The sequence below is a fragment of the Faecalibacterium hominis (ex Afrizal et al. 2022) genome (genome assembly GCF_049545105.1).
Classification (GTDB): Bacteria; Bacillota; Clostridia; order Oscillospirales; family Ruminococcaceae; genus Faecalibacterium; species Faecalibacterium duncaniae.
Genome location: NZ_CP186860.1, coordinates 2874090 through 2899880, shown reverse-complemented (window position 1 = coordinate 2899880; position 25791 = coordinate 2874090). Strand labels below are relative to the sequence as shown.

Below are 25791 nucleotides of genomic sequence, written 5' to 3'. Positions count from 1 at the left end.
AGATGTATATACGTCTGCACTGCTTGCTGGTACAATGTCATCGATGAAACAAAAATAGTTTCATCAAAGACGGTTATATGGTTGTGCCGATTTCCAAAACATAGTAATATTGAAGTACTAACTGGGGCTGAAAGTGGCAAAACTGCTTGCTTGGTTTCCATTCAGGAATTACTAACAGCGTAGACCGTCCGTTCGCTTCGTATACCGTCAGCGTCACAAATTGACACCAATTTATCATTCTTCACGAAGTATGTGCTAAAATCTCTTGACAGCACATCACAAAATATGTTATCTTTTGTAAGCATCCTTGAAAAGGTATGACCTTTTCTGGGGGCCGAACACAAACCGATTTTTCTCTGGAGGAAAGACCCATGAAACAGGAGATCATCCGCAAACTGAGCGCTGCCGTGGCCATGAGCCTCGTTGTTGGCGTCTCTCTGGCCGCCTGCGGCGGCAGCAGCAGCTCCACCGCTGCCGGTGTGACTAAGACCGGCTCTGCCGAAGGCTTTGGCGGTGCTGTCACTGCCACCCTGACCGTGGATGCCAACGGCACCGTTACCGACTGCAAGCTGGAAGGTGCACAGGAGACCGAGAGCATCGGCGGCGCTGCACTGGAAGAGCTGTCCAAGCAGGTCGTAGCCGCCAACGGCCCCGCCATCGACGGTGTTGCCGGTGCCACGGTGACCACCAAGGCCGTCCGGAAGGCCGTTGCCGCCGCACTGGGTGTGGAGCTGGCCGAAGAAGCCCCCGCCGACTCTGCTGCCGCAGCCCCCGCTGAACCCGCCGCCATCGTCCCGGTGGAAGGCGGCATCCAGATTGGTCAGGCCTATGCTGCCGCCCACGGCACCAAGTGCTTCACCGAAGCGGTGGCTGTGGTGAAGGATGACGTCATCCTCGCCGCCTACCTCGACGATTTCCAGTTCACCAGCGCCGATGCAGACGTGACCGCCGTGCCCAACTCCGACTCCGACTTTGCCGCAGGCTACGCCGAGGGCAAGGTTCTGATGTCCAAGCGGGCCAACGCTGATTATTACAGCAAGATGATGGCCGAAAAGGGCGGCTCCACGGTCGCTCTGGATGCAAACTTCGACGCCATCCAGAACTTTGCTGTCGGCAAGACCATCTCCGAGCTGGAGGATGTGGCCGCCAAGGGTGCCGAGGCTGTGGACGCCGTCTCCGGCGCAACGCTGGTGGATACCGCCGGTTATCTCTCTGCCATCGTGGATGCCGCCAAAAACGCCCAGACCACGCAGGCCGTGGAGTTCAACGGCAGCTCCGAGGACCTGAAGCTGAATGTGGTCTATGGGGCCGCACACGGCACCAAGTGCTTCACCTCCGGCGCTGTCGCCACCGCCGGGGACACCATCGTGCTGAGCTACATTGACGAGTTCCAGTTTGCCGGTTCGGACGCCGGGGTCGTCGGTGTGCCCAACTCCGATTCTGACTTCGGCGCAGGCTACGCCGAGGGCAAGGTGCTGATGTCCAAGCGGGTCAACGCCGATTACTACAGCAAGATGATGGCCGAAAAGGCTGGTTCCACCGTTTCGTTGGATGCCAACTACGACGCCATCCAGAACCACGTGAACGGCATGAGTATTGCTGACGCCGAGGCTCTGAGCAAAGATGAAAAGGCTGTGGACGCCGTTTCCGGTGCCACGCTGGTGGATACTGCCGGCTACGTTGGTGTGCTGGTGGATGCCGCAAAGTAAGGCAAGAAAAATAACGTTCCTCTGAACACAGCAGCGCCCGCCGGGAGATCTCCCGGCGGGCGCTGCTTATTTATTATATGTTTTATTGTATCCAGAACGGTTCGCCTAAACCGAGGGCCGCGCTGCGCGCTTCTGACGTTCCTTCTCCCTGTACATCCGGTTGTCGGCTTCGCGGAGGAAGGCGGGCAGGTCTTCGACCAACGACTGCCAAAACGAGCCGATGGCTGCATCCACCTGATGGCGGACCAGTGCCGCCCGCAGAGCTTCCACCTGCTGTTCAAATTTTTCCTGCGTGACCGGGCAGCAGATGACCACGAACTCGTCCCCGCCGATGCGGCAGGCTTCACCGGGGAACACATCGTTCAGCGCGTCAGCTACACGGCAGATCAGGGCGTCGCCCGCCGCATAGCCGAAGCAGTCGTTGCAGCGCTTCAAGCCGTTGAGATCCATATCACACCTCCATTTTTACACACTCGGCATAGGTCAGCGGGAACGAAGCTTTCAGGACAGCGCTTTTCCGCACCGTCCAGCCGTTTTGCCGCAGGAAACGCAGGTATTCCTCGCTCGTCCATCTGCTGTGGAGAGGGAAGCCTGCCAGCTTCATGAAAAATGCCTTGACCTTGCCGGAAAACGAGTTTCCCGCGTGGGTGAAGGTCGGCGCGATGAGCACGCCGTCCTCTTTCAGCACCCGCTTGATTTCTTGTAGGGCTTTTTCCGGCTGCGGCACGATGTGCAGCGCATTGGACACGATCACCACATCAAAGGACTTATCCGCATAGGGAAGGCGGAACATATCCTGCACGGAAAAGTGCAGCTTGGCAGAGTGGTTATCACGCTTGGCCTCTGCAATCATCTCCGCAGAGGCATCCGTCGCCTCGATGTGCGCTGCCGCGTTCACAATGTGCTTTGCAATCAGTCCCGTGCCGGTCGCCAGCTCCAGCACCGTTTTGGCTTTCACCACCGGTCGGATCAGCTTATACATCTCTTCGTATGCCGCCCGATCCTTTCGCATAAAGCGGTCGTAACGACCGGCATTTTTGTCCCAGAAGGTCTTTCGTTCTTTCATAGCCGTTGCCCTTATCTCTTCTTTATTTTTTGCCGCATTGTGCCTCTCGGAAAGGATTCAAAGTGCCACTAAATTTTCCCGTGCAGGCATCTGTCCCGCCGCTCTCTGGCGTATTCCAGCAGTGCATTGCACGCCGGACAAAGCGCCTCGCCCCTTGTCCCATGCACGCCACAACAATACCGGCGCACCATGAGGGTAACGGTTTCGGTCTCCTTTTCCTTGTTCAAGTTCTGAAGTCCTTTCTGTTTTATACACAGTTAGCACAATCTAACCGTCTGGTGGAAGAAAAGGCAGACCACCTGTATGCAGTCTGCCTTTTGCCTGATGCGAAAGCCCGCAGACGCGCGGGGCTTACAGCACCAGCGAGGGCGCGGTGTAGACCCGTGCCTTCAGCTCGCTGTTTAGCATATACAGCCCCTTGCTGTCACCGCCGAACAGCTCCATCTTGGTAATGAGGTCGGCGGCGTTCTTCTCCTCCTCGCCCTGTTCCTTGATGAACCAGTCCAGCGTCTGCATGGTACGGAAGTCCCTGACCTCGTGTGCGGCGGCGTAGATGGCATCGATGCTGGCGGTGACCAGCTTCTCGTGCTCCAGTGCCTTTTTCAGCGGGGTCATGTGATCGACTCGCTCCCACTCCGGCTTTGCGATAGCCTCAAAGGTGACGCCCTCGCCGTTATTCTGCAAATACTGATAAAACAGCATGGCGTGATCCCGTTCCTCCTGCGCCTGTACCCGGTACCAGTTCTCAAAGCCGTCCAGTCCGACGGCGGCGTAGTAGTTGGCAAAGTCCAGATACAGATAGGCGGAGTAGAACTCCTTATTGATCTGCTCGTTGAGCAGCTTAGATACGTTTGCGTTCATAATACTTCTCCTCCATAAGATTGTCTTTTTCCTGCTCCCGGCAGGGGGGGGGGCAGATATACCGTACCCAGAGCGATGCTGGGATGCTCCCTTTTCATCTCCAGGAACACCTGCTCCGCCTTGGGATGCTGCTGCAGCTCCGTTACGGCGGCCAATATCTCCTCTGCGTATTTTGGCATACCGCCAACCCTCTAAATGCAAGAATGAGTCTTATTATTTTGCTTTTATTATACCTATATTTTTTTCTCTGTCAACAACCACAAAGGGCTTGTGCGCCAAAAGCTGCCTCGAAGTACCTTAACAGTTTTAACTGTATCTGTTATATTTCAATATAAACTGTATCAGCAGTAAACACAGTTGCATTGGAGGTTGATTATGCGTCAGATATTGCTTTTCGCGGCACTTGCCGCCGTGCTTGCACTGCTTCTGGTGAGTTGCGGGGGAACCAAGGACAAGCCGTTGCCGACAGAGGAGGACGCTCCCGGCAAGGCGGCGTATCATAAGATCAGCGCCGAGGAAGCCTATGAGATGATGATCTCGCAGGAGATCGTGGTGGTGGATGTCCGCACCCGGGAGGAATACGATGGCGGGCATATTGAAAACGCCGTCCTTGTGCCCAACGAGAGCATCAGGAGCGAAATGCCCGAGACGCTGCCCGATAGGGAGGCGACGCTGCTGATCTACTGCCGCAGCGGCCGCCGCAGCAAGGATGCTGCACAAAAGCTGCTGGCGCTGGGGTATCAGAGCGTCTACGACTTCGACACGATCCTGATTGTCCAAATTCAATTCAAGGTCATGGTCGATGATGGGCAGCTTGAACCGGACGGACTTCAGCCACTGTCCATTAGGCTGGCGTTCCGGGTAGATCTGCACCTCGTCGATCAAAATTTCCACCAGTCTGCGGCGTTCCGCCTCGGTCATGGTGGCATAAAGCTTGTCAAAGCAAATCAGGATCTTATAGATGTTGTCGCCTGTGATTTTGTCGGCTTCAATGGCCTGCTTCTTTGCCCGGGCATCCATCAGTCCATTTTCCACCTCTTCGATTTTATCGTACATCTTATAAAGGCGGTCGATCTCCTCCATAAGCCGGGATTTTGTGGAGTAGTGCTGCCGTAGCTGCTTCTCATAGGCGGCGATCTCCTGCTCAATGGCAGTGGTATCTACCTTCATGTGTAGACCTTGGTCTTTTCTGCTGCCATTTCCAGCACCTCCCATTCGTACCGTCTTGTTCGGAATAGACTTTGCAAGCAAAGTCGTGTGCCAAAGGGCGCTGCTCTCGCCTGTCGGCTCGGTCAAGCGCTTCAAAATGCAACGCATTTTGAGGTCGCCACTGGCGACCCGCGCCCCTTTGGATTCTCCGTTCACATTGTCCTACGGACGATGTGATTTTATTGTTGTAGCGATTCGCTTCATCCCGGTTTCGTCCCGGTTTGCAGAATGCCCTTGCAATCCGAAAGAAGCCGTGCTATAATGCCGCTGTAATTGAATCATAAATCTTCAGGGCAGGGTGTGATTCCCTACCGGTGGTACAGCCCACGAGCCGTAAGGCATGATTCGGTGAAACTCCGAAGCCGACAGTACAGTCTGGATGAAAGAAGATACCAAGCGCAGAGCCCGCACGGTTCTGTGCTTGTGGAGGCTGCTCTGGGATGCGTTTGCATTCTGGAGCTTTCTTTTTTGCACAAGAGTCCCTTGTGTCTTTTCGGCTTGCCCTGAACGTTTTTGTTCAGGGCTTTTTCTTTTGGAGGCGACACGATGAACGACGAAGATTATATGCGTCTGGCTTTGCAGCTTGCAAAAAAGGGTTGCGGATGGACATCTCCCAACCCGATGGTGGGTGCCGTGGTCGTAAAAGAGGGCAGAACCATCGGACAGGGCTGGCACCAGAGATACGGTCAGGCTCATGCGGAGCGCAATGCGCTGGCATCCTGCACCGAAGATCCGCAGGGAGCGACCCTGTATGTGACATTGGAGCCGTGCTGCCATTACGGAAAGCAGCCGCCCTGCGTGGATGCGATTCTGGGCGCGGGCATTCACCGGGTGGTCGTGGGTTCTGCTGACCCGAATCCGCTGGTGGCTGGAAAAGGAATTGCAATCCTGCGCGCACACGGCATAGATGTGACCGAAAATGTTCTGCAAGAGGAATGCGATGCGCTGAACAAGGTATTCTTCCACTATATCACCACAAAACGCCCCTTCGTTTCCATGAAATACGCCATGACGATGGACGGAAAAATCGCCACATACACAGGCGCTTCCAAATGGATCACCGGGGAAATTGCCCGGAATCATGTTCAACGGCAGCGGCACCGATTCCGCGGCATTATGGTGGGAGTCGGAACCATTCTGGCAGATGACCCGCTGCTGACCTGTCGGATAGAGGGTGGCCGTGATCCTGTCCGGATCATCTGCGATACACATTTGCGGACACCGCTGCAATCACAGGTGGTCATGACCGCCAAACAGGTCCCCACCATTCTTGCGACCTGCTGCGGCGACCCAGAGAAGCAGGCGGCATATCAACAGGCCGGGTGCCGGATTCTTTTTCTGGAAGAGCAATGCGGTCATGTGAATCTTCTGCAACTGATGGAACAGCTGGGGCAGGAGCAGATCGACAGCATTCTGCTGGAAGGCGGCGGAACTTTGAACTGGTCTGCACTGGAAAGTGGCATCGTGCAACAGGTACAGGCTTACATTGCCCCGAAGCTGTTCGGAGGAAGGGATGCCAGAACACCCATCGAGGGTGCGGGTATCCCGCTTCCGGATGCTGCATTCCGCCTGAAGAACAGCCGATTGGAACAGCTTGGCGAAGATTTCCTGATCGAAAGTGAGGTGGAGTACCCGTGTTTACCGGAATCGTGGAAGAAGTCGGAACAATAAAATCCATCAATCGGGGACAGCATTCCGCCGTACTGACTGTTCGTGCAAAAACGGTTCTGGAAGGAACCAGGATCGGCGACAGCATCGCCGTCAACGGCATCTGTCTGACCGTCAGGCAGCTCTTCCCGGATAGCTTTGCTGCGGATGTCATGCACGAGACATTGAACCGCTCTGCACTTGCACAGCTCACCGTTGGAAGTGCGGTCAATCTGGAACGTGCCATGCCGGCCAACGGACGTTTTGGCGGACACATTGTAGCAGGCCATGTGGATGGCGTCGGACGTATTGCCAATATCCGAAAAGACGATACGGCCATCTGGTACACCATTCATGCAGATTCCACGATCCTTCGCTATGTCGTTGAAAAAGGCTCTATCACAATAGACGGTATCAGCCTGACCGTGGCCGCGGTGGAACCTACGGGCTTTTCCGTGTCCACGATACCGCACACCATCTGTCAGACGAACCTGCACCAACGACACAAAGGGGATTTTGTCAATTTGGAAACCGATGTTGTCGGAAAATATATCGAGAAGCTGATTCAACCGGAAGCACCGAAACAAAACACACTCACAAAAGAAATGCTGCTGCGCTGCGGCTTTTAAGGAGAGTTTAGGATGAACTTCAATACCATTCCCGAAGCTTTGCAAGACCTGAAACAAGGAAAAATCATTCTGGTAACGGATGACCCCGACCGTGAAAACGAGGGGGACTTCATCTGTGCTGCCGAATTTGCCACCACCGAAAACATCAACTTTATGGCGACCCACGGCAAAGGTCTGATCTGTATGCCGATGTCCGAGGCTTTCGTCCAGAAGCTGCAATTTCCGCAGATGGTGCAGCATAACACCGACAACCATGAAACGGCATTTACGGTGTCCATCGACCACGTTTCTACTTCTACGGGCATTTCTGCCGCAGAGCGTTCCATTACGGCGATGGCTTGTGTGGACGACCACGCAAAAGCAGAAGATTTCCGCAGACCGGGCCATATGTTCCCCCTTCTGGCAAAAAAGAACGGTGTACTGGAGCGCAACGGTCACACGGAAGCAACCGTTGACCTGTGCCGTCTGGCAGGGCTGAAAGAATGCGGCCTGTGCTGCGAGATCATGCGGGAGGATGGCACGATGATGCGCACCGCTGAACTGGAAAAGCTGGCAGAGCGTTTCCAGTTCAAATTCATCACCATCCGTGATTTACAGGAGTACCGCAAGTGTCACGATAAACTGGTCGATCAGGTAACGGCGGTGAACCTGCCCACCAAGTATGGCACCTTCAGAGCTTATGGTTTTGTGAGCCGCCTGAACGGAGAACATCACATTGCACTGGTAAAAGGTGACATTGGCGATGGAAAGAATATTCTGTGCCGCGTCCACTCGGAATGCCTGACAGGAGATACATTTGGCTCTTTGCGTTGTGACTGCGGCCAGCAGCTGGCCGCTGCCATGACGCAGATCGAAAAAGAAGGCCGGGGTATCCTGCTCTATATGCGGCAGGAAGGCCGAGGCATCGGTCTGATCAACAAACTGCGTGCCTATGAACTTCAGGAGCAGGGCATGGATACGCTGGAAGCCAATCTCGCTCTGGGGTTCCATGGAGATGAACGGGAGTATTATCTCGGCGCGCAGATCCTCCGGGAACTTGGCGTAAAAAGCCTGCGCCTGCTTACCAATAACCCGGACAAAGTATATCAGCTCTCCGAGTTTGGGCTGGAGATATCCGAGCGCGTACCCATTCAGATGACGGCGACCCCGTATGACCTGTTTTACCTGAAAACGAAGCAGGCACGGATGGGACATCTTCTGGAATATTAACAATGAAAGAGGTATTTAAAAATGAAAACATTTGAAGGCAAGCTGGTTTCTCAGAACATCAAGGTCGGTATCGTAGCTGCCCGCTTCAACGAATTTATCACGTCCAAACTTCTGAGCGGAGCAATGGATGGTCTGCTCCGTCACGATGTGCAGGAGGCTGATGTTCATGTTGCATGGGTTCCGGGTGCTTTTGAGATCCCACTGGTTGCCTCTAAAATGGCAAAAAGCGGAAAGTATGATGCTGTGATCTGCCTTGGTGCAGTGATTCGCGGTTCTACCAGCCATTACGACTATGTGTGCAATGAGGTTTCCAAAGGCATTGCCACGGTCTCGCTGGAAAGCGGGGTTCCCGTCCTCTTTGGTGTTCTGACCACCGAGAACATCGAGCAGGCCATCGAGAGGGCAGGCACCAAAGCAGGTAATAAAGGCTATGACTGCGCAGTCAGTGCCATCGAGATGGTAAACCTGCTCCGGGAAATGGATGCCGCCGCAGAGTAAAATACACGCAGGAGTTTGCCATGATCGTTATAAAGACCCGACAGCCTGACCCGGAATTGGAGCAGAAGATCCGGATGCTTCTGGAACGAGAGCACATCGAGGCAGAGCAAATATCCATTGATTCATGGGAGAAGTTGGTTCTTCCGGAGCTTACACTGGATGGAATGACCCACGAAGTGTCGTGCAACGGCAGAAAAGTCTCCCTTACACGACTGGAGTTCGATTTGCTGCTGATGCTTGCCTCCCACGAAGGACAAATCTTCTCAAAAGAAGAGCTTTTCCGTGCCGTGTGGGGACAAAACTGTGACGACACCTTAAAGGTCGTGGCAAATACCGTTTCCAATCTGCGAAAGAAGCTGGCCGGCTGCGGTAGCTTTATCCGCACTACCCACGGCGGCTATGCTTTTGTAAGCCAAAAGGAGAACGACCCGACATGACCAGGATCTTATTTATTTGTCTCGGAAATATCTGCCGAAGCCCGATGGCGGAGTATGTGATGAAAGACCTTACGTCCAAGGCAGGACTATCCGAGCAATTTGAAATCGCATCAGTCGCCACCAGTGCATGGGAGATCGGAAATCCGGTCTATCCTCCTGCACGGCAGAAGCTGGCAGAACATGGCATCGACTGCAACGGCAAGACCGCCCGGCAGATGACCCGGCTGGATTATGCACGGTATGATCATCTGATTGGCATGGATGAAAGCAATCTGTGCGACATCCTGCGGCTTGTCGGCGGAGACCCACAGCATAAAGTCTCGCTGCTGATGGCGCATACGGATCATCCCCGTGAAGTGGCAGACCCATGGTTCACGGGAGATTTTGAATCCACATGGCAGGATATACTGGAAGGATGCACGGCATTGCTTGAGGAACTGCGATCATAACAGATTATCATAAAAACGGACGGATGTCTGCCAGTTGACAGACATCCGTCTATTTTTCATTTCAAATCATCTTAAAATACTTCAGTGCCTCCCGGATGGCTTTTTTCTTCTCCGGCGGGCACTTGAGCTGCTTGGGGTTCTCAGCCTTAGGCTTGTTGTAGTTCTGCCGCTCCTTGATGCCGCACTTGCGCTTGACCTGTGCAATATAGAGGTTGCTCACGTTCAGACCGGTGTGCTCCTTGACGTACTCCTGGATTTCTTCATAGGTAGCCTTGTTCTCCGCAGCAGTCACGTCCAACTCATCCATCTTCAGGTCTACCGTGATCTTCTGGTAGACATCTAGTTTGGACAAAGCGCATACCGTCTCGGCGGTGTCATCGACTGGCCCTACGAGCTTGTGAAGGAGGGATGATTGTGGACAGTTCTTTTAATCTGGCCGTCCATGCGCTGGTCTGCCTGAGCCACAGTGAACGCTCCCTCAGCAGCGAAGCGCTGGCGGAGAACATCTGCACCAATCCCACCCGCGTCCGCCGGGTGCAGGCGGTGCTGAAAAAGGCGGGAATAGTGGAGACCCGGGAGGGCTTGGACGGCGGCTATCCGGGAAACGCTGGCGCAGTGAGGGCGTGGCTATGGAGCAGATCTATGATACGCTTCCATGTAGCACACTTCGTGTCTCCTTAGAAATCGAGGGTAACGGTCAAAGCCATCCGTTTGCACCATGGTCAAAATGCAAAAAGCGCAACCGCAGATATTCTCTGCGGCTGCGCTTCGATCCATTTTCAAAGCTTCGGCATCACTCAACGCCATATTGTTGTCTAAATAAATCAGCGACGATGTTTTGCTTTTGAGGCATCGGGCAGCCGGACGAAGCCAGACTCGCCGCCTACTCCGCGCAGAGCTCAGCCACCAGAGCGTCCATCTGCGCTTCGCTGGTTTGGTTCAATGCACCACGCAGAGACACTACCGTTTCGTAAAGGTGGATATCCTTCATCTCCTCCAGTTTGGTGCGCATCAGCCGCGCGGCAGCAGGTGCCCAAGAGCCGTTTTCAATAAGACCAACCCAGCGGTTCCGGAATCCCTTTGTCTGTAAATGTTCCAAAAACTCCTTCATGGGCGGAAACAGTCCTCCGTCATAGGTGGAGCAGGCCAACACCAGTTTCCCACAGTAGAATGCGCTGGTCACGGCATAGGAAAGGTCTGTTGCCGTCAGATCGCACATGGTGACTTGCGCACCTTTTCCCTCCAGCTTGCTCTTGAGGGCCTCCGATGCGTATGCGGTATTTCCATGGATGGACGCGTGGACGATCAGGATGCCCTCCGGTTCTTCCGGTTTCCATTGTGACCAGAGATCATAGAGCCGCAGATACTCTCCCAAGTCTTCTGTGAGCATGGGGCCATGGAGCGGGCAGATCGTTTTGATCTCCAGCGCGGAGATTTTTTTCAGCAGCGCCTGCACCTGTGCGCCATACTTTCCGACGATGTTGTAATAATACCGCCGGGCCTGCGGCGCCCAGGGGGCACGGGCAGTCCGTTCCAGTGAACCGAAGCGGCCGAAGGCATCCGCCGAGAACAGGATCTTTTCCTCCTCTTCATACGCTGCCATCACCTCCGGCCAGTGTACCATCGGCGCCAGCAGAAAGCGCAGCCGGTGCAAGCCCAAGGAAAGCGTATCTCTTTCGCCAACCTCCAGCATACGGTCTTCCGACAATGCACCTGTGCCGAAGAACTGCTTGATCAGGGTAAATGTTTTCGCGTTTCCCACGATCTTCATCTCCGGGTACTTTTGTGCCAGTCGCATGAGGCTGCCGGAATGATCCGGCTCCATGTGTGTGACCACAAGATAGTCGGGGTTGCGCCCCTCCAACACCTGCGCTACATTGGAAAGCCATTCCTCCGCCGCCCGTGCATCCACGCTGTCCATCACGGCGATTTTCTCGTCCAGAATGACATAGGAGTTGTAGCTCACTCCCATAGGCTGGACGGGGTACTGGTTTTCAAAGAGTGCTAATGTGTTATCATCCACCCCTACATAGCGGATGGCATCTGTTACCGTTTGAATGGTCATAATACAAAACAACTCCTTATCATCTGTTCAAGACCTGCATCTCTGGGTTCTTCTCCCCGAATTTCTCGCGCAGCACACTGCAGATATCCTCCCGGGACTTGCCCTGTTTCTCACCGTTTTTAATGAGCTTGTACGCCTGGAACAGCGCCGAGGGGCCGATCTCGCTGCTGAAACAGCCGATGCCCTGATTCCATGCCAGCAGCTCGAACACGTCGTCCAACGCGGCACTCTCCACACCGTGGATATATGCCTTTACCAGCTCCCGCGCCGCCTGCCTCATCCGGCCCGCACCGACAGCGTTGGTCAGGGACAGCAGCAGCCGCGTTTCGTAGGGCAGTACGCGCTTCTCGCTCTGCCATGTGGTCTCCCAAAAATCCACGGCGATCTGCCCCAGCTTTTCATCGATCATGGGATAGTTCAAAAGAGCCAGCGGCTTGAAGGGAGCGGAGCTGTCGCCTTCCTTCTTCTCCACACGGCAGAACCAGACATGGAACTCCGCCTCACTCCGCCGCTCGGTGTGGTGCTCGTAGCCCAAGCCCTCCATGACAGCGTACAGTGGATGCGGCTCAAAGGTCTGGATGATGTGTAATCCTTCGCCCACCTCCAACGCCTCGGCTCTTTTCTTCAGCCCTTCAAAGAAGCTGCCCTGTATATGGCGCACATCCACGGTCTGAAACCCCTGCGCCTTATTCTTCCAGTTTTCGTAGCTCATGCGGTTATTCTCCTTTCTTCACTCGATAAAACCAGATGTGATATTCGCTGCCGCTCACCTTCTCCGTGTGATGCTCAAAGCCCATAAGGGCCAGCACCGGGTACAGGGGGACAGGCTCGAAGGTCTGGATGATATGCAGTCCTTCGCCGTTTTTCAGCGCGGCAGCCTTTGCCTTCAATGCGGGGAAGAAGTCCATCTTTTTGCCCCGCACGTCCATCACTTCAAATGTGCCGATTTTGTCCTTCCAGTTTTCATAACTCATAGTCTTTGCCTCTCTTGCAGAAAGCTCACGCCTCTTCGAAGGAATCCTTACCCACGCCGTCCAGCTTAGGACAGCCCACCAGGGTGATGTGTCCCTTGATGAACCACTCGTGGAAAGCGGCGTAGGCGTAGGCGGTGCAGTCGGCGGCAATCAGGAGCCGTGCGCCGTCAAAATACGGGGCGTTTATCCTGATCGATTTCAATGATCCGTCGTTTCATGTTCGATCCTCCTGTTGCTTTTGTGCGTTCATTGTACTATACTAAGAGCAACAAGTCAGTTGAATTTTCAACGAAAGAGAACTTTTTATGAAAGAATTTTTTCCGGTACTTCATACGGCGGCGCTTTTCTCCGGCATTTCCGACGATGAGCTTGCCGTCATGCTCTCCTACCTTGGGGCGAGGATCGACACCTTCCCCAAAGGCTCGCGCCTGCTCCGCGCCGGGGAGCAGGTGGAGGAGGTGGGTCTCGTGCTGGCGGGCAGCACCCTCATCGTGCAGGAGGATATCTGGGGAAACCGCAACATCCTCTCCAAGACCGGGCCGGGGCAGACCTTCGCGGAGGTATTCGCCTGCGCGCCGGGAGCGGTACTGAACGTGAGCGTAGAGGCGGAGAGCGCGGTGACGGTGATGTTTCTGCATATAAGGCGCGTTTTGAGCGTGTGCCCCTCCGCCTGCTCCCACCACAGCCGGATCATCCGCAACCTGCTGGACGAACTGGCAGAGAAGAACCTGCGGCTCAACGAAAAGCTCACCCACATGGCCCAGCGCACGACGCGTGCAAAGCTGATGTCCTATTTTTCCGCCGAGGCCCAGCGGCGCAGCGTCTATGAGTTCGACATTCCGTTTTCAAGGCAGCAGCTTGCGGATTACCTCGGTGTGGAGCGCAGCGGGCTGTCTGTAGAGCTTGGAAAAATGCGGGATGAGGGCCTGCTCGACTTTCACAAAAGCCATTTCCTTCTCAAAACGCCGGAGACTGACCGTCCCTTTCCTTCTGCGCGTTAAGGAGCCCTCTTTGGGCGTATTGGCAAGTGCGGATAACCCCGTCAGCCACGGAGCGTCGGGGTTTTGCAGATGGAAGAAGCAGCTATACTACGCAAAAAAACACAGCCGCAGAGTACTGAACTGCACCCCATTTGTTAGACAGTATGGTATACTGTTTAGGAAATGGGGTGTTTTTGTATGCCAAAGGGACAACGAAAGTACAACGGAGCTCAAAAGGTAGAAATCATCAAACAGCTTCACAATGAAAAATTAAGCTTTTATGAAGCGTCCAGCAAGTATGGAATTCCAAGACGTACGCTTCAAGATTGGGAGCGCATCTATCTGGAAGAAGGCGAAGAGGCACTTCTGGTAGAACGGCGCGGTAGGGCTTGTGCAGCCAGTGGGACACAGAAAGGTCGGAAGCCAAAGCTGGATAAGCAAGTAGAAGAAGATCTGATTGCAGAAAATCAACGGCTTCGGATGGAGATCGATTACTTAAAAAAATTGAACGCCTTGGTACTGGAAGAGGAACGCCAAAACAGAAAGCACAAGTAGTTCAGGAGCTAAGGCAGAAATATCCATTGAAAGCATTGCTGCAACTTGCCGGACTTCCTCGCAGCACATTCTACTACTACCTGCATCGGTCTCAAAATCCTGCGAAGTACCAGATGGTAAAAGAACAGATCATTACAATCTTCAATGAGAACAAGAAGCGATACGGATATCGCAGAATTACACAAGAACTACACAACAACGATATTTGTGTGAATCACAAGACGGTTCAGAAACTCATGAAGCAGCTGGGCTTAGTCTGTCAGGTTCGCGCAAAAAGAAAGTACAACTCCTACAAGGGTGAAGTCGGAGAAGTTGCGCCAAACTTGCTGGAACGGCATTTCAAGACAAACCAGCCAAATCGAAAATGGGTCACAGATGTTACTGAATTCAAAGTGAACGACCAAAAACTCTATCTGTCTCCAATTCTCGATCTGTTCAATGGCGAAGTTGTCAGCTATAACCTGAGCCGCCATCCAAATTTCAAACAGATCACGGATATGCTGGAGGGCGCTTTTCAGAAGCTGCCAAATAAGGTTGACAATCTGATTCTGCATTCGGATCAGGGCTGGCAGTATCAGATGAAATCCTACCAAAATCTGCTGAAGGCAAAGGGCATTACGCAAAGTATGTCCAGGAAAGCAACTTGTCTGGACAATGCTGTTGCCGAGAACTTCTTCGGACTGCTCAAGACGGAACTGTTCTATCTGGAAAAATTTGATTCCATTGACCAGCTTGAAAAGGCTATTGTCGATTACATCAATTATTACAACAACCGCCGAATTAAATTAAAACTAAACGGCCTGAGTCCTGTGCAATACAGAATTCAGACCGTTGGGGCCGCTTAATTCGTTTTTTTGTCTAACTTTTGGGGTTCATATCATACATCTGTGGCTGTGTTTTGTGTTCAGTTGCTTACTGTTGCGTGGACTGGATATGGAGAGACAACATATCTCCCGATCTTACATGGGTTTCTTATCTGCCATCACTCTGGCAGTTTGCCTTGCAGATATGTCGGCATCCCCACTGCGGTCGTATCCGGCCTGACCTTAAACATGGCTTTTTCAATCTACCTCCCTTATCGGTTTTCCGCGATATATTTCTCCGCCATGTGAACTGCCACCGCGCCGTCCGCCACGGCGGTGACCACCTGACGGAGGGGCTTCGTCCGCACGTCGCCCACGGCGTAAACGCCGGGAATACTGGTTTCCGTGGTCTCTCCGGCCACGATATAGCCGCCGCCGTCCAGCTCCAGTTGACCCACCGCCAGCGCCGTGGCGGGCTGTCGGCCCACGCTGACAAATACGCCGTCGCAGTCCACCACGCTTTCCTCACCGGTGACGGTGTCCCGCAGGCGGACGCCGGTCAGCCTGTCCCCGGAAAGCAGCGCGGAAACGACGCTGTTCCAACGGAATTCCACGTTTTCGGCCTGTGCCAGCGGCTCGTGATAGATCTTGGTGGCCCGCAGGGTGTCTCTGCGGTGGACGAGGATCACTTTTTTCGCCACGCGGCTGAGAAGGAGGGCATCTGCCGCGGCGGAATTGCCGCCGCCCACCACGACCACCGTTTTGCCCTTGTAAAACATCCCGTCGCAGGCGGCGCAGTAGGCCACGCCTCGGCCCACCAGTTCCGACTCTCTGGCCACGCCCAGCATTCTGGGGTTCGCACCGGTGGCCAGCACCACGGTTTTCCCCAGGAAAATCCCCTCGCTGGTCTCCACGAGCTTGGGAACCGCCGTCAAATCCATGCGGAGGACTTCTGCGTATTCGCTGCGTGCCCCGAAGCGCTCCGCCTGCTTTTGCATCTTCTCCGCCAGAGAGAAGCCGTCGATCCCGTCCTCAAAGCCGGGATAGTTGTCGATCTGCTCGGTCAGGGCCATCTGCCCACCGGCGGACAGTTTTTCCAGCACGATGGTGTCCAGCCCCGCCCGTGCCGCGTACAGGGCGGCGGTGTAGCCGCCCGGGCCGCCGCCCACCACGAGCATATCATAAACATGATTGTTGTTCATATCTGAACCCTCCGTTATTTCGCCAAGGCTTCCTGAATGAAACGGTCGATCTCTGCCTTTGAGCCGGGCGCGGTGATGGAATCCACGGCCTTTCCGTTCCGGTACAGCACCAGAGTTGGGATGTCCTCGATCCCCTCGGCCCCCGCCAGCCGCGGCTCCTCGTCAATGTTGATCTTGCCGACGGCGAGGCTGTCCGCGTATTCCTCTCCAATCTTCTCATACGCGGGGCCGATCCTCCGGCAATAGCCGCACCAGGGCGCCCAGAAATCCACCAAAACGGGCTTTTCGCCCCGGGTCGCCTGCTCAAACTGCTCCTGATTCATATTGATAGCTGCCATATCTGTCAGCTCCTTTCCTTTGTTTGGGTATTCTCAAGACTCCGGTCTCGCCCCACACCACATTGTGACCGCATCCTGAGATGACGGTAGCCATATAAAAAATACCTCCTATTTTCCTTACTCAGACTCTGACGGATAGGTTCTTCTTTTCTAATGAAACATACGCTCAACCGCGGATCGACGGTCGCGCATTTTACCGTTGCCTTGTTTCCCCCAGAGTCATTACATGTGGTGCACCGCAGCGGAGCGAAGTCCTTCCGGCAGGCCGTCGGGCGCAGCAGGTGAAAGTTCCCAGCGTACCTGCCCCGCCCACTGGGAGGCGACGGCGGAGAAGTGGAGCATGACAATACCGAGATCCAATGCGGCATCCAAATTATCGGTGTAGGCATCCTCCTGCTGCACCAAATAGATGCTGTGATCCTGCACAAGGAAGCCATAGGGCTGACGGTTGAGATAGCTGGGGGAGAGCGAAGCGGCGTAGAAGGACTGCCAGAGCATATCGTCGTAGAAGTCCATCATCTCGTCAAGCCCAGACTTGTTGCTCCAGCTCCCCATGTGAACCAAATCGTGCACGCCCTTTTTGGGCGCGTAGTACTGCTGCTCGGCCCGCACATCGATTTGAGACATACTTAGGATATTCAGCCGCAGCTTTTTTGCGGTCTTTTCCTCGTAACCAAAGGCAACGATTGCCGCCACCTCTAACGTGGTGGTGAGAGACAGTGCCTTTTTGATTTTGTCGCTGTCGGTGAAGGTCATCCAGCAGGTGTCAATGTCCAACTCAGTCAGCTTGAGGACGAGATCTTCCATCATGTAGCCGGCGTTGATGGCCGCATAGGAATGCGGGGCAGACATAAGGAGCAGGTAGTGCGGTGCTCCGATGAGAAATTGATTATAGCCCGCTGAGCTCTCCAGCGCCGGCTGTGCATCCTTGTCCAAGACGATCAACTCCGTTGCAATCTCCGGGACAAGACGGGGGCAGGTCTTTTCATAGTAGGATCGGAGCTGGCCGATAGCCTCGCTCGGAACTTCCTTTTCGCGGAATGCGTGAACGGATCTGCGATTTTGAATCATAGCGCTGTAATTCATAGTAGTATCTCCTATTCTGATGTCTTTGGTTTTCTTATAAATCGTCTATCAGTGCGGTGCTCTTGGCGTAGGCGGTACTGCGTGCCTCAAAGAAATCGGTCTTGACCATGTTGGCGTCGGCGTACTGGCTGACCCATTCCATGCTCTCCGGTTCGCTCTCAAAGCCTGGATACAATGCGGGATAGCCAAGGCTCGTCCAGCGGAGGTTGCCGAGATAGCGGATGTAATCGCTGATCATCTGCCGGTTCAGCCCCGGGATGTCGTCGCCGATTACATAATGCCCCCATGCGATCTCCTGCTCCACGCCCTCACGCATCATCTCGCGCAGCGCTTGTACGCTCTCGGCGGTGAACAACTCCGGCTGCTCCTTTTGCAGCTCCGTGATGATATTGCGGAACAGCCACAAGTGCGTGTTCTCATCGCGGTTTATGTAGCGAATCTCCTGCGCCGAGCCGGGCATCTTCCCGTTTCGGGAGAGATTGTAGAAGAACATAAAGCCGCTGTAAAAATAGATGCCCTCCAAAATATAGTTTGCCATCATCACGCGCAGCAGCGTGGGAGCGTCCTTCCGCTCCTGAAACTCGTTGTAGCAGTCCCCAATGAAGGTGTTGCGGCGCAGCAGATGCTCGTCCGTTTTCCATTGGTAGAGGATGTCATTGCGCTCCACAGGGGAACAGATGGTGTCGAGCATATAGCTGTAGCTCTGTGAATGGACACACTCCTGAAACGCCTGAATGGACAGGCAGAGATTGACCTCGTTGGCGGTAATGTAGGCGCCGATATTAGGCAGGTTCGCTGTCTGAATGGAATCCAAAAAGACAAGAAAACTCAGAATTTTATCGTAGGCGCTGCGCTCGGCTGACAGCAGGCGGGGATAGTCCTTCACATCCTGCGAGAGATTAATCTCCTCAGGGATCCAAAAGTTGTTCATGGCCTGCCGGTACCAGTCGCTGACCCAAGCGTACTTCATATTGTTGAAGTCATTGAGGTTGGTGGTATTGCCGCCGATCATGCGCCGCAGGCGCACATCAGGGTCGCCCTCCGGGTTAAAGAGGGGCTTTTTCTTCAGTTCCGTCATGCTATCCTCCTTATGACGAGCAGCTTTCGCAGGCCTCGACCTCAAGGGCCTTGCTGCGGACATAGTAAATGGTCTTGACGCCGGCCCTCCACGCCTCCAAATACAGTCTGAGCACCTGACGCATGGAATAGTCGTTGGTGATATAGAGATTCATGCTCTGCGCCTGGTCAATATGTCTCTGGCGAAGGCCCGCGGCGCGTACCGACCAGCTTTGGTCGATCAGATGCGCTGCCTTATAGTACCACCATGTGTCCATAGAAAGCTCCGGAGCAACGCGGGGCAGCATGCTGCCCTTTTTTTCCTCTAAAAAGAATTTCTTCATAATTGGATCTATGCCCGCCGACGTGCCGGAGAGGATAGATGTGCTGGAGGTCGGTGCGACCGCCAGCAGATAGGCGTTGCGCATTCCCTGCACCGCCACCGTTTTCGCAAGCGCCCGCCACTTTTCGGAGGTATAACCCCGCTTTTCAAAATACGCGCCCGTCTGCCAGTCGCTGCCCTCAAAGAGCGCGTAACGACCCTTTTCCCGTGCCAGTGCTGTGTCCGCCTTGACGGCGGCGTAGTTGATGAGCTCGAACACTGCGTCGGTGAAGGCAAGGTGCTCATCGCTCTCCCAGTGGATGCCGCGCTTTGCCAGCATGTGGTGGTAGCCGCTGACGCCCAGGCCGATGCTGCGGTACTTCTGATTGGTAAGCCGCGCGTATTCCAACGGGTAGAAGTTGAGGTCGATCACATTATCCAGTGCGCGGATGGCCGTTTCCACCGTGCGTTCCATATAGGCCTCGTCCTCCACCGGCAGATTACCGAGAGACAGACTCGCCAGGTTGCAGACCACAAACTCACCTGGACGTGTGGCCGTCACCACAATTGTGTCGCCGTTCTCCGTGTGCACCTCAGTGCTGATGTGCTCGATGGGTGCCATGTTCTGCGCGATCTCCGTACAGAGATTGGAGCAATAGATCATTCCCGTGTGGCCGTTTGGGTTCATATGATTTACACTGTCGCGATTGAAAGCGAAGGGTGTGCCGGTCTCCACTGCCGAGCGAAGCACCAGCCGCACGATGTCCTTGACGGTGACGCTGCGCTTTTCGATGCGCGGGTCATTGACGCAGTCCAGATACCGCTTCTCCCATTCTGTACCCCAGTAATCCTCCAGTGCGTAGCCCTTGACCGTGAGGATCTCATGCGGACACATGAGATGCCACGGCGCGTCTATGTTCTCCTCCGCCAGTCGCCAGAAGAGATCCGGATAGCACACGGCGGGAAACACATCATGTGCCTTCATGCGGTCGTCGCCGTTGTTGGTGCGCAGTTGAAGGAATTCCGGCAGATCCCGGTGCCATGCGTCTAAGTAAACCGCCACAGCGCCCTGCCGCATCCCCAACTGATCCACCGCCACGGCGGTGTCGTTGACCAGCCGGATCCAGCGGATAACACCGCCCGCCGCCCCTTGAAAGCCGCGGATGGTGCTGCCTGCAGCGCGCACCTTACCGAAGTACATCCCCATTCCACCGCCGAATTTAGAGACCTTTGCGAAGTTGTCCAGCGAGCGGTAGATGCCGTCCAGACTGTCCGGCACAGTGTCCACAAAGCAGCTTGAAAGCTGATGGTAGGGTTTTCGTGCGTTGGACATGGTAGGTGTCGCCATCGTGACCTCCATACGGCTGAGCATATCGTAAAAGCGTTTTACCCACCCCATGCGGTCAGAGCCTTCGTTCATAGCAAGATGCAGCGCGATACCCAAAAACATCTCCTGCGGTGTTTCCAGCGGCACGCGGCTGCGTGACTGGATCACATAGCGTTTGAGCAGCAGGTCAAGGCCGGAGTAGGTGAACAGCTCGTCCCGTTCCGGGCAGAGAAAGTCCTCCGCCATGGCAATCTCCTCGTGGGTATAGTGGGCAAGGATATAGTCACCGTAGAGCCCCTTATCCGTCAGATAGCGAAGCTTGCCATAGAGGTCGCCGACGCCGCGCCCCTCCCATTCCTGTGCGTTGCGACAGCGAAAGGAGTGGTTCAGAAGCCGCGCCGCGATGAACTCCCACTTGGGTGCCTCTGCCGTAGTCAGCTCTACCGCCGCCTTGGTCAGTGCCTCAGCCCGCTCATCCTCCGTCATGCCCAGGCGACAGAAACTCTCAAACTTCATTTGAAGCGCCGCGAGGGAGTAGACTTCCTCGGTAAAATCCATCTGGATGCGGCGCAGCACCTCGTCAAGCGAGTCATCCCCCACCGTCCGCGCGATGGTATGCCGGACACGGCGCAGCGCAGACCGCTTTTCGCGGTAGAGGATGTACGCCTTGGCCACCTCATAGTGCCCGCGCTCCATGAGCGTTCGCTCCACCTCGTCCTGCACACGTTCTACGGTGAGCGGCACTGTGACGGAGAGATTGTTGAGAACGGTGGCGAGGATCTCATCCATCTCTCTGCTCCCGATCTCCTTGCCCTGTCCGTCAAACGCCTTTTTCATGGCGTTGAAAATTTTCTCCTGTTGAAAGGGAACAGACTCCCCGTTTCGTTTTCTGATCTCCATTTCGATCCTCTCATCTTCTCCGGTCACTTCTCATGTCCTTTTGGGCAAAGAGCGGGCAAGCGCAGTATCACGCTTGCCCGCTCTGTTTTTGAAAGCCGGTTTTTCTGCAGCCGACGCGGCGGGGCTGTTTGTTGTCTGTTGTCTTGGTTTTGGCTTTCCTGCCAGTTACTTCATAGATTCCAGAATGGCGTCCGCCAGTGCTTCCAGCTCAGTGCGCTTGTCCGTGCCCATGGACGAGGCGAGGCTGAGCCGCTCGTTGAGCACCGTCATGTTCTTAAGCTCATTGTTGACGAATTTCTGCATGAGGTCACCGGACTTCACCGCCCATGAGCCGTTTTCAATGATGGCAAAGGTGCGGTTTTGCAGATTCAGTGCCTTCATATCCATGAGGAAGTCATGCATGGCAGGGTAGATGCCGAGGTTGTAGGTCACAGAGGCCAGGACAATGTGACTGTACTTAAACGCCTCGGAGATCAGCTGGGAGACATGAGTGGAGGACACATCGTACATCGCCACCTTGCTCATGCCCTTATCGCAGAGCGACGTCGCCAGCGCCTGCGCCGCGTTCTCCGTGTTGCCGTACATAGAGGCGTAGACGATGAGCACGCCCTGGGTCTCAGGGGCATAGCGGCTCCATGTGTCGTACTTTTCAATGAACCAGCCCAGATCCTTGCGCCACACGGGGCCGTGGAGCGGGCAGATGTACTTGATCTGATCCAAAACGCCGCCGGCCTTTTTCAGCAGGAGCTGGATGTGGGGGCCGTACTTGCCCACGATGTTGGTAAGGTAGCGACGGGCGTCGTCCAGCCAGTCCCGCTCGAAGTCCACCTCGTCGGCGAACAGCTTGCCGTCCAGCGCGCCGAAGGTGCCGAAGGCGTCGGCGGAAAAGAGGACGCCGTCGGTGACGTCGAGGGTCACCATGGCCTCCGGCCAGTGAACCATAGGCGCGCCCACAAAGGTGACGGTGTGCTTGCCGAAGGAGAAGGTGTCGCCCTCCTTCACCTCGATGCACTCATGTCCGTCCACATGGAAGCCGAACTGCCGCATGAGCATGAATGCCTTCTCGTTGGAGATCAGTTTCACCTTGGGATGGCGCAGCAGGATCTCCTCGATGCAGGCGGCGTGATCCGGCTCCAGATGGTTGACCAGCAGGTAGTCCAGCTCGCGGCCATCCAGCACATACGCCAGATTTTCCAAAAGCTGGCGGCAGGCAGACCAGTCCACCGTGTCAAAGAGCACCGTCTTTTCATCCAGCAGGCAGTAGGCGTTGTAGCTTACGCCCCGGGGAATGGGAAAGCAGTTTTCAAACAGGGCCAGGCGATGGTCGTTGGCGCCCACCCAGTAGAGGTCGTTCGTTACTTTACGCACGCAATACATCTTATCTTGCCTCCTTCACGGCCTCAAGCCTTTACAAATTGATCCTTCGTCTCCGCGCACTCGGGACACACCCACTCGGCGGGAAGCTGCTCAAAGAGCGTACCGGGCGCGATCTCGCCGTCCTCGTCGCCCAACTCCGGCACATACTCGTAGCCGCAGCCGCTGCAGACGTAGCGGTCGCCGATGGGGGCGGGCTTCGGCGGCGTGGGCCGCTTCATCTTTACCATGGGCGGCGCGGGCAGCTTTTCGCCGCTATCCAGCGCGGCAGTGAGCAGGGGCAGGATCTCCTCCACATCGCCCACGATGCCGTAGTCGCAGTTCTTGAAGATAGGCGCGTTACCGTTCTTATTGATGGCCACGATGGTGGAGGCGTCCTTGATGCCCTTAAGGTGCTGGGATGCGCCGGAGATGCCGCAGGCGATGTACAGATTGCCGGTGAACTTCTGACCGGACATACCCACATAGCGGTTCAGCGGCAGATATTTGAGAGTCTCCGCCACAGGGCGGGAAGAACCGATGGCCGCGCCGGCGGCCTTGGCCAGCGACTCTACCAGTTTCATGTTCTTTTTCTCCCCGATGCCCTTGCCCGCGGAGACCACCCGCTCCGCCTGCGGGATGGGCGTATCCATAGGGATGCCGACGGAGAAGTCGTGACCATCCTTCTTCAGCGCCGCCACAAGGTCGGCCACCTGCTGGGCAGCATCCCCCTCCCGGAAGATGGTCTTTTTGCGAATGCCGGTGATGGGCGCGGGTTTCTTGGCCGCCGAACGGCTCTCGCCGCCGGAGCTCTTGCCCAGCCTGCCCAACAGATGAGAGGCGATGACCACCCGCTGGATCTCGTTAGTGCCCTCGTAGAGGGTGGTGATCTTGGCGTCGCGGTAGGCCCGTTCCACCTCCATGCCCTTGAGGTAGCCGCTGCCGCCGTGGATCTGCAAGGCATCGTTGGTGACCTCCAGCGCGATGTCCGAGGCGTACATCTTCGCCATGGCGGACTCCATGCCGTAAGGCGCGTGCTGCTCCTTCAGCTCCGCCGCGGAGTAGATGAGGAACCGGACGCAGCGCAGCTTGGTTGCCATATCCGCCAGCTTGAAGGCGATGCTCTGCTGGGCCGCGATGGGCTTGCCGAACTGGACGCGCTCCTTGGAATAGCTCAACGCGTGCTCAAACGCGCCCTGGGCGATGCCCAGCGCCTGCGCGGCGATGCCGATGCGTCCGCCGTCCAGCGTGGACATGGCAATCTTGAAGCCCTCGCCCTCCTTGCCCAATAGATTTTCCTTGGGAACCTTCACGTCGTTGAAGATCAGCTCCGCCGTGGAGGAGGAGCGAATACCCATCTTGTCATAGTGGTCGCCGAACTCAAAGCCCTTCCAGCCCTTCTCCACGATGAAAGCGGAGATGCCCCGGGTGCCGATGTCCGGCGTGGTGACGGCGAAAACCACATAGGTGTCCGCCTTAGGGGCGTTGGTAATGAAGATCTTGCCGCCGTTGAGGAGGTAGTAGTCCCCCTTATCCAGCGCCGTGGTCTCCGTGCCGCCGGCGTCGGATCCGGCGTTGGTCTCCGTAAGGCCGAAGGCGCCGATCTTCTCGCCCTTGGCCAGCGGAACCAGATATTTCTTCTTCTGCTCCTCGGTGCCATAGGCGAAAATGGGCCATGAGCCGAGGGAGACGTGGGCGGAGAGGATTACGCCCGTGCCGCCGTCCACACGGGCCAGCTCCTCCACCGCGATGGCGTAGCTCAGAGCATCAAGACCGGCACCGCCGTACTCCTTGGGGTAGGGAATGCCCATCCAGCCCAGCTTACCCAGCTTCTTGACAGCCTCCTCGGGAAACTCATTGTTCTGATCCATTAAAAATGCGAGGGGCTTGATCTCCTCCTCCGCAAAACTCCGGATCTTCGCGCGCAGCTCTTCGTGCGCCGACGTGGTTTGAAACAGCATACGGGTACCTCCTTTTAAAATTTTACAGCTTGCTTGTATCTTGGGGATCGGATCCGCCGGTCAGCAGCCTGCGCAGGCTCACGGCACGGAACGCCTCGTCCTGCTTTTGCTGCAAGGCCGCCAGCTGACAGTGGATGGTGCACCGCCCATGCTTGTCCTGCCAGCGGCATTCATATCCCGGCTCCATGCAGGCGCACAGGATGCCCCGCTCCCCCACGACCCCCATGAGATCGTAGAGGGAGGTCGCGTCCAGATCGCAGGACAGCTCGCAGCCGCCGAGAGCGCCGCGGCTCACCCGCACCAAATTGCCGGCGGAGAGCTTGCGCAGAATCTGGTAGGCAAACTGATTGGGGATCAATTCCGTTTCCGACATCTCGGCCACCGAATGCTTCTCCCCGTCCAGCAGCACCCGCAAAATGCGCAGCGCGTAGTCCGTCTCTTTGGTGATGATCATGCTCCACATCCTCTTTTCGCTTGCTTGTTAATACCATCATATCAATCTTGATAAATTTTGTCAAGATAGTTTCAAAAAAAATATCGCTTTATTACAGACCGCCCCAGCCCGGGTCAGCTTCGCTTTCCATTCAGCGAAAAGCTATGTTCCTTTTCATATTGACAATCTCCTGATCGGGATTGAGCTTGATTTTCATGTTCGCCAGCTCTTTCTTGATTGTGGCTTTATCATACCGCAGGACAAAGTCTTTTTCTGTGACGAGGTTACATTGATAAAAAAAAAAATCCGGTGCTTTTTGAGCACCGGATTTTAAGAAGGTGAATTACGCTTTCCACAGACTGTGGAGGTTGCAGTAGGCGTAGACCGCCTCGACCTCATCGCCCTCGCAGAGAGCGAAGCAGACCTCCGGCTTTTCGCCGGGATGCAGTTCCTTACGCTGATTGCCCTGCTTGGTCTGGAGAGATACCCATTCGATGTAGTGCTCCGGCAGCATGGGGTGCTCCACAGAGCCGACCTTGACATGGACGATGCCGTTTTCCACCGTCCAGATAGGGACGTGCTTCTCCACGGCAGCGTCGGTGGTGCCGGGAACGATCTCGCTCATCGGCTCGCCGCAGCAGACGACAGGGACGCCTGCGTCCTTAACTTTGGCAATGATGTTGCCACAATGCTTGCAAATGTAAAACTTCTGCTCCATGATA

30 protein-coding genes, 2 pseudogenes and 1 riboswitch are annotated in these 25791 nt (G+C 55.4%); of the genes and pseudogenes, 13 read left to right on the top strand and 19 right to left on the bottom strand.

Going from position 1 to position 25791, the window contains the following annotated elements; genetic code table 11:
- Positions 1-371 precede the first annotated feature (371 nt).
- Together ACKXGA_RS13940 and ACKXGA_RS13935 are read left to right on the top strand one after the other, a co-directional pair.
- Positions 372-1709: an FMN-binding protein gene (locus ACKXGA_RS13940; RefSeq protein WP_412591714.1), complete on the top strand. Its 1338-nt coding sequence runs from the start codon at positions 372-374 to the stop codon at positions 1707-1709.
- Positions 1710-1773: 64 nt separating this feature from the next.
- Positions 1774-1818: pseudogene (locus ACKXGA_RS13935) on the top strand (potassium-transporting ATPase subunit F); the annotation flags it as partial.
- On the opposite strand, the gene ACKXGA_RS13930 reads toward ACKXGA_RS13935, so the two are convergent.
- The 5 genes from ACKXGA_RS13930 to ACKXGA_RS13910 all read right to left on the bottom strand — a co-directional run bounded on the left by ACKXGA_RS13930 (position 1815) and on the right by ACKXGA_RS13910 (position 3815).
- Positions 1815-2159, bottom strand: a complete 345-nt coding sequence (locus ACKXGA_RS13930; protein WP_117506319.1) for a GGDEF domain-containing protein — start codon at positions 2157-2159, stop codon at positions 1815-1817. The pseudogene ACKXGA_RS13935 and the gene ACKXGA_RS13930 sit on opposite strands and share 4 nt — an antisense overlap.
- Before the next feature lies 1 nt (position 2160).
- Positions 2161-2775, bottom strand: a complete 615-nt coding sequence (locus ACKXGA_RS13925) for a class I SAM-dependent methyltransferase (protein ID WP_156060487.1) — start codon at positions 2773-2775, stop codon at positions 2161-2163.
- Positions 2776-2843: 68 nt separating this feature from the next.
- On the bottom strand, positions 2844-3002 hold the full coding sequence (locus tag ACKXGA_RS13920; protein ID WP_223384176.1) for a nitrous oxide-stimulated promoter family protein: 159 nt from the start codon (positions 3000-3002) through the stop codon (positions 2844-2846).
- A gap of 124 nt (positions 3003-3126) precedes the next feature.
- Positions 3127-3636: a ferritin gene (locus tag ACKXGA_RS13915; RefSeq protein ID WP_179859643.1), complete on the bottom strand. Its 510-nt coding sequence runs from the start codon at positions 3634-3636 to the stop codon at positions 3127-3129.
- Complete coding sequence (locus ACKXGA_RS13910) at positions 3633-3815, bottom strand: hypothetical protein (RefSeq protein ID WP_423729727.1); 183 nt, start codon at positions 3813-3815, stop codon at positions 3633-3635. Before ACKXGA_RS13910 ends, ACKXGA_RS13915 begins: the two co-directional genes overlap by 4 nt.
- Positions 3816-4011: 196 nt before the next feature.
- Here ACKXGA_RS13910 and ACKXGA_RS13905 point away from each other — a divergent pair, with 196 nt between their 5' ends.
- From ACKXGA_RS13905 to ACKXGA_RS13875, 7 genes are all read left to right on the top strand, one after another.
- Positions 4012-4752, top strand: coding sequence for a rhodanese-like domain-containing protein (locus tag ACKXGA_RS13905; RefSeq protein ID WP_423729726.1), 741 nt, complete (start codon positions 4012-4014; stop codon positions 4750-4752).
- Between the two features lie 373 nt (positions 4753-5125).
- A riboswitch (FMN riboswitch) is annotated at positions 5126-5240 on the top strand.
- Between the two features lie 151 nt (positions 5241-5391).
- On the top strand, positions 5392-6516 hold the full coding sequence (gene ribD, locus ACKXGA_RS13900) for a bifunctional diaminohydroxyphosphoribosylaminopyrimidine deaminase/5-amino-6-(5-phosphoribosylamino)uracil reductase RibD (protein ID WP_423729725.1): 1125 nt from the start codon (positions 5392-5394) through the stop codon (positions 6514-6516).
- A complete protein-coding gene (locus tag ACKXGA_RS13895) occupies positions 6480-7121 on the top strand; it encodes a riboflavin synthase (RefSeq protein WP_423729724.1) in 642 nt (213 codons plus the stop codon). The genes ribD and ACKXGA_RS13895 overlap by 37 nt, the downstream gene beginning before the upstream one ends.
- A gap of 12 nt (positions 7122-7133) precedes the next feature.
- A complete protein-coding gene (locus tag ACKXGA_RS13890) occupies positions 7134-8330 on the top strand; it encodes a bifunctional 3,4-dihydroxy-2-butanone-4-phosphate synthase/GTP cyclohydrolase II (protein ID WP_423729723.1) in 1197 nt (398 codons plus the stop codon).
- A 21-nt stretch (positions 8331-8351) separates the two neighbouring features.
- Positions 8352-8828, top strand: a complete 477-nt coding sequence (ribE, locus tag ACKXGA_RS13885) for a 6,7-dimethyl-8-ribityllumazine synthase (protein ID WP_156075287.1) — start codon at positions 8352-8354, stop codon at positions 8826-8828.
- 20 nt (positions 8829-8848) lie between these two features.
- Positions 8849-9265, top strand: a complete 417-nt coding sequence (locus ACKXGA_RS13880) for a winged helix-turn-helix domain-containing protein (RefSeq protein ID WP_423729722.1) — start codon at positions 8849-8851, stop codon at positions 9263-9265.
- Positions 9262-9714 carry a low molecular weight protein-tyrosine-phosphatase gene (locus tag ACKXGA_RS13875; RefSeq protein ID WP_423729721.1) on the top strand — a complete coding sequence of 151 codons (453 nt, stop codon included), beginning with the start codon at positions 9262-9264 and terminating at the stop codon, positions 9712-9714. The genes ACKXGA_RS13880 and ACKXGA_RS13875 overlap by 4 nt, the downstream gene beginning before the upstream one ends.
- Before the next feature lie 61 nt (positions 9715-9775).
- On the opposite strand, the gene ACKXGA_RS13870 is transcribed toward ACKXGA_RS13875, so the two are convergent.
- Positions 9776-10066: a 23S rRNA methyltransferase gene (locus ACKXGA_RS13870; RefSeq protein ID WP_117476248.1), complete on the bottom strand. Its 291-nt coding sequence runs from the start codon at positions 10064-10066 to the stop codon at positions 9776-9778.
- Between the two features lie 62 nt (positions 10067-10128).
- Here ACKXGA_RS13870 and ACKXGA_RS13865 point away from each other — a divergent pair, with 62 nt between their 5' ends.
- Positions 10129-10395 (top strand): Rrf2 family transcriptional regulator, encoded by a 267-nt coding sequence (locus ACKXGA_RS13865; RefSeq protein WP_097777359.1) that lies wholly within the window; start codon positions 10129-10131, stop codon positions 10393-10395.
- A 202-nt stretch (positions 10396-10597) separates the two neighbouring features.
- Here ACKXGA_RS13865 and ACKXGA_RS13860 read toward each other — a convergent pair whose 3' ends face one another.
- The 4 genes and pseudogenes from ACKXGA_RS13860 to ACKXGA_RS13845 form a co-directional block, all read right to left on the bottom strand.
- Positions 10598-11779 carry an FprA family A-type flavoprotein gene (locus tag ACKXGA_RS13860; RefSeq protein ID WP_117476249.1) on the bottom strand — a complete coding sequence of 394 codons (1182 nt, stop codon included), beginning with the start codon at positions 11777-11779 and terminating at the stop codon, positions 10598-10600.
- A 19-nt stretch (positions 11780-11798) separates the two neighbouring features.
- Positions 11799-12491, bottom strand: a complete 693-nt coding sequence (locus tag ACKXGA_RS13855; protein ID WP_117476250.1) for a DUF2249 domain-containing protein — start codon at positions 12489-12491, stop codon at positions 11799-11801.
- 4 nt (positions 12492-12495) lie between these two features.
- Positions 12496-12753, bottom strand: a complete 258-nt coding sequence (locus tag ACKXGA_RS13850) for a DUF2249 domain-containing protein (RefSeq protein WP_097771454.1) — start codon at positions 12751-12753, stop codon at positions 12496-12498.
- A gap of 52 nt (positions 12754-12805) precedes the next feature.
- Positions 12806-12943, bottom strand: a pseudogene (locus tag ACKXGA_RS13845) (ferredoxin); the annotation flags it as partial.
- A 115-nt stretch (positions 12944-13058) separates the two neighbouring features.
- Here ACKXGA_RS13845 and ACKXGA_RS13840 point away from each other — a divergent pair.
- The 3 genes from ACKXGA_RS13840 (at position 13059) to ACKXGA_RS13830 (ending at position 15133) form a co-directional block, all read left to right on the top strand.
- Positions 13059-13754, top strand: coding sequence for a Crp/Fnr family transcriptional regulator (locus ACKXGA_RS13840; RefSeq protein ID WP_097771455.1), 696 nt, complete (start codon positions 13059-13061; stop codon positions 13752-13754).
- Between the two features lie 177 nt (positions 13755-13931).
- Entirely contained in the window at positions 13932-14288 is a 357-nt protein-coding gene (locus ACKXGA_RS13835) for a helix-turn-helix domain-containing protein (protein WP_181967255.1), read from the top strand.
- Positions 14237-15133, top strand: a complete 897-nt coding sequence (locus ACKXGA_RS13830; protein ID WP_423730412.1) for an IS3 family transposase — start codon at positions 14237-14239, stop codon at positions 15131-15133. The genes ACKXGA_RS13835 and ACKXGA_RS13830 overlap by 52 nt, the downstream gene beginning before the upstream one ends.
- Before the next feature lie 230 nt (positions 15134-15363).
- On the opposite strand, the gene trxB is transcribed toward ACKXGA_RS13830, so the two are convergent.
- The 9 genes from trxB to ACKXGA_RS13785 all read right to left on the bottom strand — a co-directional run bounded on the left by trxB (position 15364) and on the right by ACKXGA_RS13785 (position 25787).
- A complete protein-coding gene (trxB, locus tag ACKXGA_RS13825) occupies positions 15364-16293 on the bottom strand; it encodes a thioredoxin-disulfide reductase (protein WP_117506270.1) in 930 nt (309 codons plus the stop codon).
- A 14-nt stretch (positions 16294-16307) separates the two neighbouring features.
- Positions 16308-16631 (bottom strand): thioredoxin family protein, encoded by a 324-nt coding sequence (locus ACKXGA_RS13820; RefSeq protein WP_158403891.1) that lies wholly within the window; start codon positions 16629-16631, stop codon positions 16308-16310.
- A gap of 222 nt (positions 16632-16853) precedes the next feature.
- A complete protein-coding gene (locus tag ACKXGA_RS13815) occupies positions 16854-17717 on the bottom strand; it encodes a nitroreductase family protein (protein WP_423729720.1) in 864 nt (287 codons plus the stop codon).
- A 34-nt stretch (positions 17718-17751) separates the two neighbouring features.
- Complete coding sequence (locus ACKXGA_RS13810) at positions 17752-18795, bottom strand: ribonucleotide-diphosphate reductase subunit beta (RefSeq protein ID WP_005946381.1); 1044 nt, start codon at positions 18793-18795, stop codon at positions 17752-17754.
- Positions 18796-18805: 10 nt separating this feature from the next.
- Positions 18806-21322, bottom strand: coding sequence for a ribonucleoside-diphosphate reductase subunit alpha (locus ACKXGA_RS13805; RefSeq protein ID WP_044954297.1), 2517 nt, complete (start codon positions 21320-21322; stop codon positions 18806-18808).
- A 165-nt stretch (positions 21323-21487) separates the two neighbouring features.
- Positions 21488-22699: an FprA family A-type flavoprotein gene (locus tag ACKXGA_RS13800; RefSeq protein WP_005946385.1), complete on the bottom strand. Its 1212-nt coding sequence runs from the start codon at positions 22697-22699 to the stop codon at positions 21488-21490.
- Positions 22700-22722: 23 nt separating this feature from the next.
- Positions 22723-24636, bottom strand: a complete 1914-nt coding sequence (locus ACKXGA_RS13795) for an acyl-CoA dehydrogenase family protein (RefSeq protein WP_423729719.1) — start codon at positions 24634-24636, stop codon at positions 22723-22725.
- 22 nt (positions 24637-24658) lie between these two features.
- Positions 24659-25090: an RrF2 family transcriptional regulator gene (locus tag ACKXGA_RS13790; RefSeq protein WP_015536758.1), complete on the bottom strand. Its 432-nt coding sequence runs from the start codon at positions 25088-25090 to the stop codon at positions 24659-24661.
- A gap of 322 nt (positions 25091-25412) precedes the next feature.
- The gene (locus ACKXGA_RS13785; RefSeq protein ID WP_186850926.1) at positions 25413-25787 is read right to left on the bottom strand and encodes a desulfoferrodoxin family protein; all 375 of its coding nucleotides are present in this window, start codon (positions 25785-25787) and stop codon (positions 25413-25415) included.
- Positions 25788-25791: the final 4 nt, after the last annotated feature.